At 35.1% G+C, this 16,958-nt stretch carries 20 protein-coding genes; 3 read left to right on the forward strand and 17 right to left on the reverse strand.

The features are described from left to right. Window positions 1-66: 66 nt before the first annotated feature. Together F7888_RS22795 and F7888_RS03460 are read left to right on the forward strand one after the other, a co-directional pair. A complete protein-coding gene (locus tag F7888_RS22795) occupies window positions 67-192 on the forward strand; it encodes a hypothetical protein (protein WP_263601177.1) in 126 nt (41 codons plus the stop codon). 41 nt (window positions 193-233) lie between these two features. Continuing rightward, entirely contained in the window at window positions 234-356 is a 123-nt protein-coding gene (locus tag F7888_RS03460) for a hypothetical protein (RefSeq protein WP_191777216.1), read from the forward strand. A gap of 48 nt (window positions 357-404) precedes the next feature. Here F7888_RS03460 and F7888_RS03465 read toward each other — a convergent pair whose 3' ends face one another. Next, window positions 405-581 (reverse strand): YozD family protein, encoded by a 177-nt coding sequence (locus tag F7888_RS03465; RefSeq protein ID WP_191777218.1) that lies wholly within the window; start codon window positions 579-581, stop codon window positions 405-407. Between the two features lie 165 nt (window positions 582-746). Here F7888_RS03465 and F7888_RS03470 point away from each other — a divergent pair, with 165 nt between their 5' ends. After that, window positions 747-917, forward strand: coding sequence for a hypothetical protein (locus F7888_RS03470; protein ID WP_191777220.1), 171 nt, complete (start codon window positions 747-749; stop codon window positions 915-917). Between the two features lies 1 nt (window position 918). On the opposite strand, the gene F7888_RS03475 is transcribed toward F7888_RS03470, so the two are convergent. The 16 genes from F7888_RS03475 to F7888_RS03550 form a co-directional block, all read right to left on the reverse strand. After that, the gene (locus tag F7888_RS03475) at window positions 919-1,629 is read right to left on the reverse strand and encodes a hypothetical protein (protein WP_191777222.1); all 711 of its coding nucleotides are present in this window, start codon (window positions 1,627-1,629) and stop codon (window positions 919-921) included. 145 nt (window positions 1,630-1,774) lie between these two features. Continuing rightward, a complete protein-coding gene (locus tag F7888_RS03480; protein ID WP_191777224.1) occupies window positions 1,775-1,996 on the reverse strand; it encodes a YozE family protein in 222 nt (73 codons plus the stop codon). A 60-nt stretch (window positions 1,997-2,056) separates the two neighbouring features. Continuing rightward, the gene (locus tag F7888_RS03485; RefSeq protein WP_191777226.1) at window positions 2,057-3,118 is read right to left on the reverse strand and encodes a M42 family metallopeptidase; all 1,062 of its coding nucleotides are present in this window, start codon (window positions 3,116-3,118) and stop codon (window positions 2,057-2,059) included. A gap of 154 nt (window positions 3,119-3,272) precedes the next feature. Continuing rightward, window positions 3,273-3,548: a YokU family protein gene (locus F7888_RS03490; protein ID WP_191777228.1), complete on the reverse strand. Its 276-nt coding sequence runs from the start codon at window positions 3,546-3,548 to the stop codon at window positions 3,273-3,275. 1 nt (window position 3,549) lies between these two features. Beyond that, complete coding sequence (kamA, locus tag F7888_RS03495) at window positions 3,550-4,962, reverse strand: lysine 2,3-aminomutase (protein WP_191777230.1); 1,413 nt, start codon at window positions 4,960-4,962, stop codon at window positions 3,550-3,552. 247 nt (window positions 4,963-5,209) lie between these two features. After that, window positions 5,210-6,580 carry a sigma-54 interaction domain-containing protein gene (locus tag F7888_RS03500; RefSeq protein ID WP_191777459.1) on the reverse strand — a complete coding sequence of 457 codons (1,371 nt, stop codon included), beginning with the start codon at window positions 6,578-6,580 and terminating at the stop codon, window positions 5,210-5,212. A 47-nt stretch (window positions 6,581-6,627) separates the two neighbouring features. Further along, on the reverse strand, window positions 6,628-7,506 hold the full coding sequence (ablB, locus tag F7888_RS03505; protein ID WP_191777232.1) for a putative beta-lysine N-acetyltransferase: 879 nt from the start codon (window positions 7,504-7,506) through the stop codon (window positions 6,628-6,630). Between the two features lie 92 nt (window positions 7,507-7,598). Further along, window positions 7,599-8,810, reverse strand: a complete 1,212-nt coding sequence (locus tag F7888_RS03510; RefSeq protein ID WP_191777235.1) for a Ger(x)C family spore germination protein — start codon at window positions 8,808-8,810, stop codon at window positions 7,599-7,601. Beyond that, a complete protein-coding gene (locus F7888_RS03515) occupies window positions 8,807-10,408 on the reverse strand; it encodes a spore germination protein (RefSeq protein ID WP_191777237.1) in 1,602 nt (533 codons plus the stop codon). Before F7888_RS03515 ends, F7888_RS03510 begins: the two co-directional genes overlap by 4 nt. After that, a complete protein-coding gene (locus tag F7888_RS03520) occupies window positions 10,401-11,522 on the reverse strand; it encodes a GerAB/ArcD/ProY family transporter (protein WP_191777239.1) in 1,122 nt (373 codons plus the stop codon). Before F7888_RS03520 ends, F7888_RS03515 begins: the two co-directional genes overlap by 8 nt. Window positions 11,523-11,549: 27 nt before the next feature. Beyond that, the gene (locus F7888_RS03525) at window positions 11,550-11,699 is read right to left on the reverse strand and encodes a hypothetical protein (protein ID WP_191777241.1); all 150 of its coding nucleotides are present in this window, start codon (window positions 11,697-11,699) and stop codon (window positions 11,550-11,552) included. Window positions 11,700-11,910: 211 nt separating this feature from the next. Further along, the gene (locus F7888_RS03530; protein WP_191777243.1) at window positions 11,911-13,185 is read right to left on the reverse strand and encodes a peptidase; all 1,275 of its coding nucleotides are present in this window, start codon (window positions 13,183-13,185) and stop codon (window positions 11,911-11,913) included. Window positions 13,186-13,198: 13 nt separating this feature from the next. After that, window positions 13,199-13,849 carry a 3-oxoacid CoA-transferase subunit B gene (locus F7888_RS03535; protein WP_191777245.1) on the reverse strand — a complete coding sequence of 217 codons (651 nt, stop codon included), beginning with the start codon at window positions 13,847-13,849 and terminating at the stop codon, window positions 13,199-13,201. Continuing rightward, complete coding sequence (locus F7888_RS03540) at window positions 13,828-14,526, reverse strand: CoA transferase subunit A (RefSeq protein WP_191777461.1); 699 nt, start codon at window positions 14,524-14,526, stop codon at window positions 13,828-13,830. Before F7888_RS03540 ends, F7888_RS03535 begins: the two co-directional genes overlap by 22 nt. Window positions 14,527-14,543: 17 nt before the next feature. After that, the gene (locus F7888_RS03545; protein WP_191777247.1) at window positions 14,544-15,863 is read right to left on the reverse strand and encodes an aspartate aminotransferase family protein; all 1,320 of its coding nucleotides are present in this window, start codon (window positions 15,861-15,863) and stop codon (window positions 14,544-14,546) included. Window positions 15,864-16,019: 156 nt separating this feature from the next. Continuing rightward, window positions 16,020-16,931: an NAD(P)/FAD-dependent oxidoreductase gene (locus tag F7888_RS03550; RefSeq protein WP_191777249.1), complete on the reverse strand. Its 912-nt coding sequence runs from the start codon at window positions 16,929-16,931 to the stop codon at window positions 16,020-16,022. Between the last annotated feature and the right edge of the window lie 27 nt (window positions 16,932-16,958).

Consider the following 16,958-nt stretch of genomic DNA (forward strand, 5'->3'; position numbering starts at 1 on the left):
TTTTTAACATTTTCTAAGGAGACCTTGGAGATAATACATTTGAATGATTTGAAGGGAGGGTCTTTGATGTCAAAAGAAAAAATGAGTAAAAAGCTGCAGCAAGCTGTTGAGTATGCGAATGAAACAAACCCAACAACTCGAAAAGGTGGACATTTACCGAACTCTAATCAAAAACAGAAACAGGAATCCTAGTCACTTTTAAAAACACTCTTATGAGAAAGGATGGATAGTTAATGGGAAAAAAACATCGTGAACGTCTGACACAAAAGAAAAATAACCATATACCAATGAAGGATATTATTGCTGAAGAAGAAGCGCATGGGAAGGAAGAATCAGCAGCTCAAAGAAAAAAATAGTTCACTTAATAAAAGAAGACGACAAATATCTGTCGTCCTCTTTGTTTCTTATTCAGTTTCAGATTCCTCTTCATCTATAATGCATTTTTCAAGTAAATATTCGAAGGTAATATCAGCTAAATCATCTAGCTCCCCTTCTTCTGGAACATACCCTCTGCTAATGAGTTCATTGTAAAAGAACTCCGCTATTTCTTCCGTATCAATAACGACCTCAATTTCTTTCACAATATCGTCCCCCTTTAATTAAGATTTATGTTCAACCATAAATAGATATGCAAGTTGTTTAAACAACTAGAGAATTTATTATGTAAAAATTTCTATTTTTAAAAGCATAAATGAAACATTGAAACATAGAATGATAGAAAGATGGACAAGCTGGAGGAGTTAATTATGATAAATCGACGAGTAGTAGTTGAATCTGAGCAAACAAAGAAAACCTTAGATCTAATAGATGGACCATTATTTGATCTTTGGCTTGAAAAAGTAACAAATGGCTTATTTATGACATGTATGGTCATTGCTATCCCATTATTTATTTATCTATTTCTTTGGATATCATAATCTATGTCTCTTTGTTACCATCCACTGTATTATGATTTTGCATATATTTTTCTAGATTTTTCATAGCAAGTTCCATGACTTTTTTATATTTATCATCACCGAAAACTTCATATAGATCTCTATAATCATTATACACGTCTAATAAACCATCGATGATTTCTGCTTTTTCTTTCTTTATTTTTATCATTTCTTTTTCTGTTTTTTTTGACATGTCCATGATGGCTTGCAACTCCATTGTCTTTTTTTGTTTCTGAATCATATAAAACAGTGTAAGTTTTTGAAGAAAGGTTTCTGCATTCTCACTATCAGCAATAAGAATCAGTTCTTCTTCAGCTGCTTCTAACCATTCACCATCTGAAAGTCTTGATAACTCATAAATTATTTCTTCAAATGAACCTTCTTTATATCTCCAAATCTCTGTCCGAATTCCGACGACTTTGAAGATGTTTTTTCCATATCCTTTAACAAAAACCAAATCTCCAAAATAATATTTTAATTGGACCTCTAACTGTTCTATTTCAATTTCTCCACCTTGGTAAGTTGAAATAGAATCAAGACAGGACTCTAAGAAGAATTGATGTCCATGATTCACTTTATATAGATAGTCTCCGTCTACATGCTCTATATCTGTAACCGTCCCCACCGTTCCATATTGAGTAATAACAACAATATCGCCTATTTTGAAACGTGGGGGTTTTTGATTATGATTCATATTAGCTGTCCTCCTTCATCTCATCCTACTAAAGGTGGTTTGATATTATATGCAAAATGGAAGAAAACGCTAATCATAAATGAAATAGGTTGACATTCAGTCAACCTATTTCACCTATTACTATATATATTTTTTTGTAGGCCCATTATTCTTCATCGCTTATATATAACTCCCATGCGCGATCAAAGACTGACATTGAGTCAAGATATTCTCCATTAAATTCTAAATATGTGCTTATTTCATGATAATCGAAAATGTTTTTTGGAAAGCTATGGTCGAGATACATATTATTTGCAAATAGGCTTAGCTCATCCTTACCTTTTTCATTTCGGTATTTAAGCATATAATGATAAAATGATTTACGCATTCAACTACTCCTTTATAAACAAAGCAACTTTTCTCATTTTATCATATCACTTCAGAAATCTTAAAATGAAAAAGAACTTTTTTGATTCAAATTTATAACAAATGATGTCAGTAGGTTAATTGTTGCTTGTAGATCATCTAAGTCTATCACTTCAACCGGTGAATGTGCATATCTAGATGGAATGGATAACACACCAGTCGGAATCCCTTTATTGCTAAGTGACACTGCTCCACCATCAGTCCCAATCCCTGGGAAGACTTCATATTGAAAACGAATCTCTTTCTCTTTAGCAACTGTAATTAGAGTTTCCTTCACAGTTGGATGTGCAATTAAGCTAAAGTCAATAATCTTAATACCAGTACCTTCGCCTAAATGTAAAGTTTGATCCATCGTCTCTTCTGGTGTATCACTTACAGCTGTCGTGTCAATTGCAATAGCTACATCAACTTCTATATTTCGTGCCGCCACTTGCGCTCCTCGTAAACCAACTTCTTCTTGAACAGTGAAGATAGCTACTACTTCACCAGCAAATGCTTGATTCTGTAAGTTCTCTAGCAATTTAATAACCACCGCACAACCTGCTCTGTCATCTAAGCCTTTTCCTACAACTCTTCCAGTATGTTCATTTCCTAATAAATCAAGTTCTGTTGCCCATGTGATTGGCGAACCAATTTCAACTCCTAGTGCAAGTGCATCTTCCTTGGACTTTGCCCCAATATCTATGTATAACTGTCTATGATTTCTTACTTTTGATGCATCATCAAACTTCACAAAATGAGCGGACATCGTGCCTATGACACCTAATAATTCTCCTGATTTTGTTCTAACCCTTACCTTTTGAGCAAGGAGAATCCGATCATCATGGCCACCGAGTTTTTCAAATCGGATCAACCCATTATTTTCTATTTTTTTTACGATAAAGCCAATCTCATCCATATGTGCAGTAACTATAATTTTGGGTCCCGGTTGACTCCCTTTTCGCGTAGCAATCACATTTCCAATTGGATCAATCACTACTTCATCCACCATGTCTTTAATATAATCTTTGATGAAATATGAGACTGGCTGTTCATAGCCACAAGGTCCATGAAGGCCAGTTAACGTTTTTAATAAATTAAACATAATGCACATCCTCTATTCGTATTTGACTCTACTATTCTTCACTAGGTTAATAAGTTACCTTAGTTAAGTATAATGAAAAATGACAATTATCGCAAAAAAAAGTTATTTCAAATCATAAAAAGAGCCAAGCCTGTTAGACTTAGCACTTTCAATTCTAATCAAATTTGAAATAATTTCTTTTTAACAACCTTTGTTTTCCCATTAATTCATTAAATGTTAACGAGCTTTCTAAGATTTTAGTATTAATTAATAATAGTTGTTCTTCAATTTGTTCAATAATCTCTTCTTCCTGGTAGCTCATCCCACATTCATTACAATTTATCGTTGGAGTATCTTTGATTTCAATCGCTTTCGTTCCATCTGGTAATTCCCAATAGACTGTAGTTGTCTTATCCATAATTTGTTCAGAGGAGCACCATTCGCAACACATTTTATATCTCCTTTCCATCATCAGTCTGCTGCCATTTCTTTAATTGAGCTTCATATTTTTTCTGCTTTAACTGATCACGTTTTTCTCGTTTATCCTTTAGTGAAGAATGAGTTGGGTCTGTTGTGTAAGTCTGACGTCGATTTAAACGTTTTAATCCATTAGGTACTAGATTGAATTCTTGATCATTTAATAACCCTGAAATACCAATCGAAGATTTTTTATCAGTACTATTTGGATAGATCTCATTGAAGTACTCATCTGCACGTCCTGGGAGATAATTTTCAGGTTCTGGATATGTCGTGATGACACCTTCAAAATTCCGTAAGACCACTTTTTCAGGACTTTGTGATATTAAATAATTGGGTTGTAGCGCAATTTTTCCACCTCCACCAGGAGCGTCACATACAAATGTAGGGACTGCGTACCCAGAAGTATGTCCTCTTAACCCTTCAATAATTTCGAGACCTTTTGAAATAGGTGCTCGGAAATGACCAATTCCTTCTGATAAATCACATTGATAAATATAATATGGACGAACTCTGAATTTGACTAGATCATGCATTAATTTCTTCATGATCGGTACACTGTCATTAATTCCAGCAAGTATGACTGATTGATTTCCAAGCGGAACACCTACATTTGCAAGCATTTCACATGCTTTTTTGGATTCCTCAGTGATTTCTATTGAAGTATTAAAATGGGTATTTAACCAAATAGGATGATATTTTTTTAGAATTGAACATAGATTTTCTGTAATTCGTTGAGGAAATACGACAGGAGCTCTAGTTCCGATTCGTATAATTTCAACATGAGGTATTTCTCGTAAATTCTTCAAAATATATTCAAGGATTTGATCATTAATTAATAGTCCATCTCCTCCAGATAGTAAGACATCTCTTACTTCTGGTGTATTTCGTATATATTCAATAGCAGCGTCTAGCTGTTTTTTGGGAACCCCCATTCCAATCTGTCCTGAGAATCTTCTTCTCGTACAATAGCGACAATACATCGAACATTGATTAGTCACAAGAAAAAGTACTCGATCTGGATAACGATGGGTTAATCCAGCTACTGGTGAATCTTCATCTTCATGAAGCGGATCTTCAAGATCATATTTCGTTTTATAGATTTCTTTTGAAATAGGTACAGATTGCATTCTTATTGGACATCTTGGATCATCTGGATTCATCAACGATGCATAATATGGGGTGATATTAAGTGGAATCGTTTTGGTTGAAATTCTTACACCTTCTTCTTCATCCTTTGTTAGATTTATGACTTTTTTCAAATCATCGATTGTTCTAATCGTGTTTGTGAGCTGCCATAGCCAATCATTCCATTGATCTTCTGTAACTTCTTTCCATAAATCTATGTCCTTCCAATGACGAGTTGGCTTATATAAATCATTTAGCATGAGATCTCCTCCTTATTTTACTTATTTACCTTGCAAGTTTCGTGCCAAAATAAAAAAACTGCTAAAAATGCAGTTTTTTATTTTGGCTATTTTCGTATATATTGTTGCTTTGAATACCGCAGCCTGAATACACTCCGCGTCCTGTGGGAGCCAGCGCATCCCACGGGAGTCTTGAGTGTATTCAGGCTGCTAGAAATCATTTTCAATTAATTTATCACAAAAACAACAAACTTTGAGTAAACAGCCTTTATTTAAAAAGTTTATTCATTTTATATTGAAGGGTTTGTCTTGGAATCTGTAATAGCTTTGACGCTCTCATGACATTCCCATCCGTGATACGAAGAGCATTTGATATAACCTTCCTTTCCGTTTCCTCTAGAAGCTGTTTTAAAGGTTGAATCGATGGTTCATGAATGAGAGTAGATTGATGTTGTAAAAAGTGTGGAGGTAAATACTCAGGTAATAACGTTTTGCCTTCAACCATGTTCATCGCATGTTCAACAATATGCTTCAGCTCCCTTACATTCCCTGGCCAATGATACGTAACTAGCCGATTAATGAATTCATCATCCGTATTTGTTACCTTCTTATTAAAATCCAGATTAAATTTGTTTATAAAATGCTCGATTAAAATTGGAATATCTTCTTTGCGACTTTTCAAGGGGGGAATTTGTAATGAAAAAACATTTAATCGATAAAATAAGTCTGCCCGTATCTCACCATCCCTCAAGCATTCCTCTGGATGCTTATTCATTGCTACAATCACACGTACATCAACTTTAAATACCTTTGTACTACCAATTCTTCGAACCATTCCATCCTCTAACACTCTTAATAATCGAGCTTGCAGTTCAAGTGGCATCGAGTTCATTTCATCCAAAAATAAAGTTCCCCCATGTGCAAGTTCAAATAAACCAGCCCTGTCAATTGCACCTGTATAACTCCCTTTAACTGTACCAAATAAGATACTCTCAAGTAGAGATTCTGGTATTGCTGCACAATTTTGAGCAATAAATGAACCATGACTTCTTGATGAAAAGTTATGAATTGATTGAACTAATAATTCTTTCCCTGTTCCTGTCTCACCAAATACCAATACAGTTGATGAAGTTTGAGCAACATTTCTTGCTTGCTTGAGTACTAGCTTGAATTCAGGATTAACAGTTAAGATATCATTCATTGTATATTGAGCACCATTCATTTCATTAGGTTTTTTTGTTTTCTTATTAGATTTCTGCTGCAAATCCAACAGTTTATTAGAGAGATGTTTTAGCTGCGAATAATCCTTTGCAATTTCAATTGCTCCTACTAGATTATCATTGACAATGATTGGCAGTGTCGTATTAATGGTATCGATTTGAACACCACGAATGTTTTTATAAGATTGTGGAAGCTGATAAATCGGTTGAGATGTTTTAATGACATTTAATAAGGTACTTGATTTCTCTGTTAGCGATGGGAATACATCTAATAAGTGTTTTCCTAAAACCTCATCAATTGTTAGACCATCATGCTTAGCAGCCATTTCATTATAATAAATCGTCACCCCTTCATTATTTATGACATGAATGGCTTCATCAATGCTTCCCAAAATTGCCTTCACCATCTCGTCACTCATTAACACTTATAGGATCACCTCACGGGAATTGCCTCAGATGCCAATTATTAAGCATCTTCTGCCGATTTTTCAGCAGTGATTGATAAATCCTTTGACCAGACATTCATGTCCTCTAATTTATCAAAGATATAACAATTATTTGCTAGTCTACCTGTGTAGGTGTAACCCAATTGATGAAAACAAGCATTCATTCCATAAGAAAGTGATCTAGCAATTGAATACACACAATAGATCTGTTTATTCAATAATTCTAGCTCTAATTTTGTGAGTAACAATTTCATAAACCCGTATTTTCGAAACGCTGGAATTGTCGCACAATCAGTTAATTCGGCATTGTAGTATTTGAAATTGATATCTGCAGATGCAGCACTGACTATGCCGCTATCATTTTTTATATAATAAAAGATATTTCCATTATCTATCGACGTCTTGATATAATCTGGGTTTATTAATGGAGTTGGATATATTTTGAAAACCGTGGAATACATATGTGCTAACTTTTCGGCATCAGATTCATTAGCTTTACGTAAGGTGTATTCAGATGGTCTCGAAGTTTTTTTTACAATCGTCTTCTGTTTAATATCTGATAGTATTTTGTCCTCTGCACTCCAAGTCTGACTATTTCTACGTTCCGTTTTTGGATATTTTGTCATAATATATGCGTCACTACCACTAAAATACTTCTGTACTATTGCCTCTAGGTGGAATCCTCCAGCAATAAAAGTGAACATTTGCTCTTTCCTAACATAGCAAATTACTTTTTCAAATTGATTTTCTGTTATCAGTGTCTGAAGCTTATTTATGATATGTGAAGGATTTCCACTAAAATCATTTAATCTTAAACGTTTATTAAAATAATCATACGTCATCTCCATTTTGTAATTTGGTGACTTTAACAATTTCTCTTCATAAAAGGTTTGCCCCATTTCATCACCTCCATCTACTTACTTCTTCTTTATTTCATCATACTTGCAATCACAATAAGATATTCTACTAACAAAGTAAAAAAGAAGGAATCTTAATCCTTCTTTTCTACTTCCGAAATAAAGCTGTCCGTTCTCACACCAGAACGTCTTAAAAATGCCTTAGCCTTAACTTCAACATTTGCTGTAGAAAATTCTTCATCCCAATCACCCTCAACTTCTTTCCATTTTTTGTAGTCACTTCTTCTTAGATCTTCTCCAAAACCAAAAATGTCTACTTGATATTTATCTTGTACCTTTTCTATTGTACCTGTGATCTGCTCTTTAATAAATTTTTCTATTGATTTTTCATGTATTAGATATGACTCCATTTCTGATAATTTATTAGGACATTGAGTTCCCTGTAAATTGGCTTCGACTATAACCTCAACTGATAGATTTGGGATTCCATCTTGATAAGTGACTCTTCTTTTTGCAGTAGAATGGTTAATTTTTACATCTATATATTTATTTTCTTGTTCTTGCTCTACTGAACATGGTGCTGTAATAGTGGTCTTTTCTAATTCGTTAATCCATAAATAGTTACGTGTGTCCTCTAATGAAAGGAAACCTAATAAAGTGTCATATTTGAAAATAGCCATTCCATCAAATACAACTGTCGCTTCTAAATCTAAGTTTTTGTTGTTATCAACGCTGTTCCCTTTTTTAGGATTGCCTTCAATAGTGATTGCTGCAGCAACTGGTTGCCTGCCTTTTGAAACAAATGCCTCAATAAAATCAGTAAATCGTAAATGTGGATCCCCCCCCCACTCCCTTAAAAATGTTTCAGCTTGATAATGAATTTTCATGGAAGGACTTTTTCGACCTGGGTAGGTTGTTTTAATAATATCTGAGGCCTTTACTCCTTTTGCAATCATGATATTGAAATCATTTCGAACCTCCCCACTCCGTTCTAAAAAATCAAAGAAATCAACCATCCCTTTTTTTGCCACTTGTTCATCAATCACAATTAAACGTGTATGTGAGTAGATTAATTTTCTAATATATCCTTTATTCATTTTATCAGATAATTCTGAGATAGAATCTCCTTCTAGTGCAAAGACTACGACAGGAGTATCACCAGTACCTCCACCATGAGCAAATTCTGCTGCATTTATGACTTCGACTGATAATTTATATTTTTTATTTTCCCCTTTTTCAATGGCCATCCCTGTGACAATTGACACTTCATTTAATTCAATACTGTCCCAGCACCCAGTTAATACTAGTAGCGTACAACACATGTTTAAGAGTAGAATTTTCCTCATTCTTGATCACCTTTACTTTGAGTAGGAGGAGATGGGTTATTCGTATGTTCCTTCTTGATAGGTGCGGCTGTCTTTAAATATGATGGTCTTTTTTTGTTAGCCCAAATTGGAAGTCTTACAAATACATCCGTCTGATCTTCGATTAATAGAGGCGCAACTGGAGTGAGATATGAGATTCCAAACGATCTTAAGCTTGTTAAATGAATGACCATAATTACAAGTCCTAGAAGTACACCATATAAGCCTAAAGAAGCTGCTGCTAAGATTAATATAAATCTTAAAAGTCTCGTAGCAATAGAGAAATTATATATTGGTGATACAAAACTGGCGATTGCTGTAAAGGCAACAATAATAACTAGTACATTTGAAACAAGTCCTGCTTCAACGGCTGCTTGTCCTAACACCAATGCACCGACAATTGATACCGTTTGTCCAACGGCTCGTGGCATTCGTATACCCGCTTCTCGGAGCACCTCAAATGTTAGTTCCATCATAAAGATTTCTACAACAGCTGGAAACGGTACGCCTTCCCTTTGAGCCTGAATGCTAATTAATAATTCTGTTGGTAATAACTCTTGATGAAAGGTAGTTAAGGCAACATAGAGTGAAGGTAATACTAACGCAATCATAAATGACATGTATCGTATAATTCGAATGAAAGTTGCCATAAAGAATGGTTGGTAATAATCTTCTGTTGCTTGAAAGAAATCAGTAAAAACAGTTGGAACTACGATAACAAATGGACTTCCATCTACAATCAGTACAACCTTCCCCTCTGCAAGCTGAGCCGAAGTACTATCTGGTCGTTCAGTATTGAAAGTTAATGGAAAGGGTGTCAAAGTCTTGTCCACAATGAATTCTTCAATATTTCCTGAATCTAAAATTAGTGAGGCATCAATCTTATTAATTCTTTCTCTCACTTCATTAAGAATGTCTTTATTAGTTATTCCATCTATATATCCTAAAGCTATTGAGGTTTTAGATTCTTTTCCAATGATGTAATTTTCAAATTGAAGGTTATGATTCTTTAATCTTCTTCTAATTAAACTAATATTTGTCGATAAGAGTTCTGTGAACCCTTCCTTTGGACCTCTAATAATCGTTTGGGTAGAAGGCTCGTCAATTGATCTTCTGTCCTCATTAATGACTTCCAAGGCAAATGCATTTGCTTGGATTCCATCGATAACAATCACAATAAAGCCAGACAAAATATGCCATATGATTTGATGATAGTTTTTACAATAAGTAAATGACAGACCAGCGAAATAAGCTTTTCTTATTTGCTCAAAGTTATCCTCAGTAATATGAATACCCTCTTCAGCATTTACACTCTCTAATGGTTTAAAGACTTGTTCAACAATTTTATTTTTTGCAACCATTGTATCTATATAGCATATTATTGCTGCTTTATCTCCAAAAGTTACCTCTTCAATTTTAAAATCCATCGTATTTCCAAATGCTTTTTTGATTAGCTCTTTATTTTTTGTTAGATCAAACGAAAGCTCCTCTTGTTTTATATCAGTAATCATTTCATCGGTCGAAGAATGTTCTAGTTGCTTATTTTTCCTACGTTTGAAAAAAGTTCCCCTGTTATTCATTTGATTTCACCTTCTTAGCTTTTCTACTTGTCTTCCATAACAGTATTGGTGTGATCAACATTGGAATTACGTATTGAAATGGAAGATGAAGATAAAACGGTACAAATTTAAGCCCCTCTTGAATATGTTCTGCAAAATTGTGTGAAATGATAATCGATATATATGCGACAATCGTAGCCATAGGAAATATAAACATTCGATAGGGAATTGAAAAAACATGCTCTAGTCCTTTTAATCCTGCAAAGAAAAGTATACTAACCTTTACAATAATGCCGAACATCACCACAAATACGACAACTAAATCAACACGTTCAATAAAGTGGAGAAGTGAAATCTCTCGAGCTGCACTTAATAAAGGAAAAGTTGCCCTTCCCTTCATTTCTGCACCAAGAGTTGCGATTAAAATAACTGAGGTAAACGACAACATAAGTCCTGTGAATGAAACGGCATAAATACTTACTTTTTTTGCATTTTTGAATTGAGTGACATATGGTATGATCACCATAAAAGCAACTAGTTCTCCGAAAGGAAAAGTCATCAAACTAGGAAATATCCCTTTTATAATCGGACCAAATCCATCTGCCATGATTGGACGTAAATTATTAAAATGCATCTCACCTGTAAAAAGAATGAATGAACCTACAAGTAAAATAAACAGAAACACATATGGCAAGAATATTTCAGAGGTTCTACCTAAAACCTCGATTCCTAAGTACAACATATAGATAATTACTAGCATAATTGTAATTGATAGTATTTCAATTGGTGTCACTTCAAAAATAGTTGACACAATTAATTCACCAAAGTCACGCATTACTCTAGCAGCTATATAAAAAAAATATATAATATACAATAAAGAAAGCAGTTTTCCGATATATTTCCCAAAGCAAAATGCAAGTATTTCAAATAAGTTTAAGCCTTCCTTTTTCTTTAAAATAAATACATAAAAAATGATAAGCGCTATCCCTATCCCTGAGGCTAATAAAATGGCAATCCATGCATCTTGTTTTGCTTCACTTCCAATATCAACTACGACAGCACTTCCTATTTCAAATACAAAAATAAGAATAAAGAGCTGCCACAGTGAGATTTTTTCTGTTAATTTGGGTTTCATAATCTGTACCTCACTCGTCTTACAATGCTACTTATTTTTCTTAATACGATAATCAATTACGATAGAATAAATAAATCCAAGCCATGCAAAGCTTGTTACCCAATATTCTCTTGTGCCGTTAGCTGGTAACAAGTTCTCTAGAACGGAATGTAGTAATCCAGTTCCATAAAAAAACATATCAATGATTCCTAAAAAAACGATGAAACTAACCCAAATAAACAGAAATGAAAAAGTAACAATGAGTATCAACCCCTTTATCCCAACAAATCCCTTACTTAAAATTATTACCAATATACGACAGAATATGTGAAAGCTGCTTTAAAGTAAAAAAAGCACCTTTATTCCCTTGTAAGGAATGTAAGGTACTTTCCAGTAGACAAATGATAGATTAGGTATCAGTCTTTGTTTGACACCATTGAATCATTGTTAAAGCAATAATTTCCGCGACTTCAAACACACGGTCTATTTCGATATATTCGTTAGGGAAATGGGCGACTTCTGTTGTTCCTGGGCCGAAAACAACAGTTGGTATGTCCCCAACATTCGTCAATAACCCACCATCAGTTCCCCACGGTGATGCTTCAATAATTGGCTCCTTATTTATTATTTCCTTGTAATTTATTTTTAAAGTACTTAATAATTCATGATCAGCATCTATTGTTCCTGGTATCCAGCGTGCTCCCCACCACTCCACTTTAACTGAATTAGTGATAAACCAAGGATCAATATACTTTAGATTAGCTACCCATTTCTCTAAACTTTCTTTCGCTTCTTCCATTGTTTCTTCAGGAATAACACCCATTCTCCCCTCAATGATGACTGAATCTGGTACTGAAGATGGCCATGAGCCTCCTTTAATGGTTCCTACATTAATTGGCACTGGTATTTGTATATTGTCATATAAAGGATCATTAATTTGCTCGTTTCTGTTAGTCTCTAACTTTTCAATTGATTGCAACACAAGGATACTTTTTTCAATCGCACTAACACCTTCATATCGTGTTCCTCCATGAGCTGATTTTCCTGTAACGGTTAAGCGGAACCAAAGGGATCCTTGCTGCTTCGGAAAGATTTTCATATTAGTTGGCTCTGGAATAATGGCTCCATCTGCTTTGTACCCTCTTAGAATAGCGGCTAATGTACCAGCTCCGCCACTCTCCTCTTCTATCACACTTTGAAAAATCACATCACCTTTTAACACAATCCCTGATTTAATAATTGCTTCTACAGCTAGAAGAAGAGAAACGGTTCCTCCCTTCATATCTGTTGAGCCTCGACCATATAATTTCCCATCCTTAACTAAGCCTGAAAATGAATCGACATCCCATTGATCTTCTTCACCCGAAGGGACGACATCAATATGTCCATTCAAAATTAAAGACTTTCCTCCTCCGGATCCTTTTAAAGTTGCAACAACATTTTGACTTCCATTAAAAGTCTCTCTTGGTGAAACAAATGCAATATGATTTAATAATTCAGGTCCTCCTGGTACCCATGAATCGACGTCTAATCCAAGTTCTACACATTTCTCAATCACAATAGCTTGTGCCCTGCTCTCGTACCCCTGAAGACTTTGTTCCTGTACTAATTTTTTTAGAAAGCTCACCCCTTCATTTCGATGGTTGTTCATCCAGTTGTGGATTGTATTCTTATAATCAATCATTTTTCACACTCCATTATTTGAGTTTGTCAATTGTGATATCAGCATCCGTATTATTAATTACATCCTCAACAGTTTTCGATCCCATCACTTCTATTAATTTCAGTTTCTCTTTTTCTACCTTTATCACGGCAAAATCAGTAATGATTAGATCCACACATCTACCTGAAGTTAGTGGCAAAGAACAGTTTTGAACAATTTTGGATTGGCCGTTTTTCGTTAAATGACTCATAACTACAATAACCTTTTTGGCCTTTTGTGCAAGTTCCATTGCCCCACCCATTCCAGGTACACGTTTCCCCGGTACAATCCAATTTGCTAAATCCCCTTTTTCACTTACTTGTAATGCTCCTAAAATCGTAATATCTATATAACCTTTCCTAATCATTCCAAATGAGATTGAACTGTCAACGTATGAAGCACCACTTATTGTTGTAACAGGGTAACCTGCTGCATTACATAAATTCTTATCCTCAAGTCCTGAAGCAGGTGTTTTCCCTATACCCAACACACCATTCTCAGCTTGAATCATGACGTTTGTTTTATTTTCGAGAAAATTTGGTACGAGAGATGGGATGCCGATACCTAGATTTACAATATTTCCGTCCTTGATTTCCTTTGCAGCTCGCTTTGCAATTTGAATTCTTATGTCCTCTCCCATACCCATTTCCAATTCACCCCTTTACTTTGAATGATTTTATTAACAAAAATCCCAGGAGTAATGATTTCCTCAGGGTCTAGTTCACCTAATGGGACAATTTCTTCTACCTCAGCAATTGTAATAGTCCCAGCCATTGCAACAAGAGGATTCATATTTCGAGCCGTTTTATCATAGATAAGATTTCCAAATGGATCAGCCTTTTTAGCATAAACAATTGATACATCCGCAGTTAATGCAGGCTCGATCAAATAAGTCTTACCACCTGTATTTATCATTTTCTTTCCTTTATTCACAATTTCATTCTCAACCCCAACATCTGTAAGGATTCCACCTACCCCCACTCCACCAGCTCGAATTCTTTCTGCAAGTGTACCTTGCGGAGAAAATTCTACTTCAAGTAACCCATCATTCATAAGCTTTCCGGCTATTGGATTTGAGCCTATATGTGAGACAATCAATTTCTTTGCTTGCTGATTACTTACCACTCTTCCAATCCCAATATGAGGGAATCCAGCATCATTACCTATTAATGTTAAATTAGTAATATGTTGAGTTAAGATCCAATCTACAATCGTTGGTGGCGTCCCTATTCCACCAAATCCGCCATACATTAGTGAACATCCGTCAGTAATAGAAACTAATGCATCATCCAGGGTTGAAATTTTTTGAAAACTGTTGGTAATTATTTTACTCACCTCACTTAGATCTCCATAAGAGTTTGTTCTAATAAATCTACAAGTCTATCAATCTCATCTTGCTTAATTGTCAGAGGCGGTGCTATTAGGATAGCATCGCCTCCGTAGCCTTCAATTCCGGCTACAGCTGGGTATAATAAAAGACCATTAAACTGCGCCTTAGAGATGATTTCACTCGTTATATCTAGGTCCTTACTAAACGGTCGTTTATTTTCTTGATTTGAAACAAACTCCATTCCTATTAATAACCCTTTTCCTCTGACATCTCCTATTATTGGAATATGTTTTTTTAGTTCTACAAGTTTTTCATATAAATAGTCGCCCATTACATGAGCTTGATTGACAAGTTGATTTTGTTCAATATACTTGATCACTGCAAGTGAAATAGCTGAAGATTGTGGATTAGCACTATACGTATGTCCGCTCATAACAAGCTTTGAACCATTTCTAATCGGTTCAATGACTTTATCACTAACAAGTGTAGCAGCAATTGGTGTGTAACCAGCACTCATCCCTTTTCCTAATGAGACAATATCGGCTTTTATCTCCCAATGTTCCATCGCGAACATTTTTCCTGTACGGCCTATCCCTGTCATGACTTCATCTGCAATGAATAAAATATCGTGCTTATCACATATCTCTTTTATGACTTGGTAATAATTCTTGGGTGGAACCATTGCTCCACCTGCTGCACCAACAATAGGTTCAGCAATAAATGCGGCGATATGCTCTGCTCCAATTCTATGGATCGCTTGTTCTAATTCAGACGCACATGCACTTTGACAAGTTGGGTAGGATTGATTATAGGGACATCTGTAGCAGTATGGTGGAGAAATGGTTGGAAAGTCTTCTAATAGAGGTACAAAACGTGATCTTCTTCCAGAGTGACCTGACATTGATAAGGCACCAATCGTAATACCGTGATAACTCATCCATCGTGATAAAATTTTATTTTTACCTTTTAAGCCTTTTTCCTGCCAATACTGAATCGCTATTTTCATGGCAGTTTCTGTCGCTTCTGAACCACTATTGACAAAAAAAGACCAGTTTGAGTGGCCACTTGAAAGTTCTGATAATTTTGCCGCTAATTGTTCAGCAGGCTCACTTGTGAATTGAGACCTATATACAAAGGAGATTTTATTGGCTTGTTCATTCATTGTTTGAATAATTTCGGGGACAGCATGCCCAATACTCGCTGTTATTGCCCCAGATGAACCGTCTAAATACTTTTTTCCATTTGTATCAAAAAGATAAATCCCATCACCATGACTTATAATTGGATAGTCCTTGTCAAGAAAAGGTTTAATTAGATTAGTCTTTTTCAATAATGTACACCTCCTACCTGAATAAATAAACTATTTCTTCTTAATAAAGGTATATGTGATTTGATGCGAAAATCTTCTCCCTTTTTTATAAATCAAATTTCTCATGTTAAATAGGTGTGAAACAATAGCTTCACACCTTCGTAACCCTTGATTTATTTATTGCTCGTTTACAAGACTTTTATGGATCCAAATAGCTGCTTGCATTCCATCGCCCATTGCAATTGTCACTTGCTCAGAGTGAACAGCGATGTCACCAGCAGCCCATATATTAGGATGACTCGTTCTTTTCGTACGAGGATCTACAATGACATGATTATTTTCCATTCTTTCAACCGAAAGTTCCTTAATCAAATCAGTGCGAACTTTATTTCCACCAAACCCAATGAAGCCTTTTTCTGCTTCAATTACTTGGCCACTTTCTAGGATAATACTCTTCAGTTCATTCGAGTTTTTGGAGATAATTCTTTTTATCGGCTCTTTTATGTAGGTAATTCCTTTTCCAACTAATTGCGTTTGCAATTCAGCTTCTAATTCATTCCCATCATGATTAATATAGGTCAGCGAATTTGTCCATTGCATTAAAGTTAGAGCTAACTGAGCACCAACCTTACCAGCACCTAGGACAACCGTCTTTTTCCCTCTGATTTCATATCCGTCACAATCAGGACAAACATAGACAGACAGACCTAAACATGGAATTAGGTCTTCAATATCAGATGGCAGTCTATCTAACACACCTGTTGCTAATAGAACCTTTTTTGCATAATATTGCTCTCCTGATTCACAAGAAATCTCTAGAATTTCCTGATGATCCTTTATAGCGATGACAGTATCTGTTAGAAATTGGATGCCATAGCTTCTAGCATGCTCTCTTCCAAGATTTCTAAGCGTCTCTCCACTTACACCATTTGGCCAGCCTAAGATATTATGATAATTCCTACATAATGTTGATCTTCCAAGCTTAGAATCAATCACAAGTGCTTGATGTTGATATCTTCCTAACTGAATTGCTGCTTGAAGTCCGGCAATTCCTCCACCAATTACAACACAATCATATGTTGAAACCATTGATACACCTCTTCATTTAATCTCTTC

Source organism: Litchfieldia stipae (genome assembly GCF_014837155.1).
In the GTDB taxonomy this organism is placed as follows: Bacteria; Bacillota; Bacilli; order Bacillales; family Bacillaceae_L; genus Litchfieldia.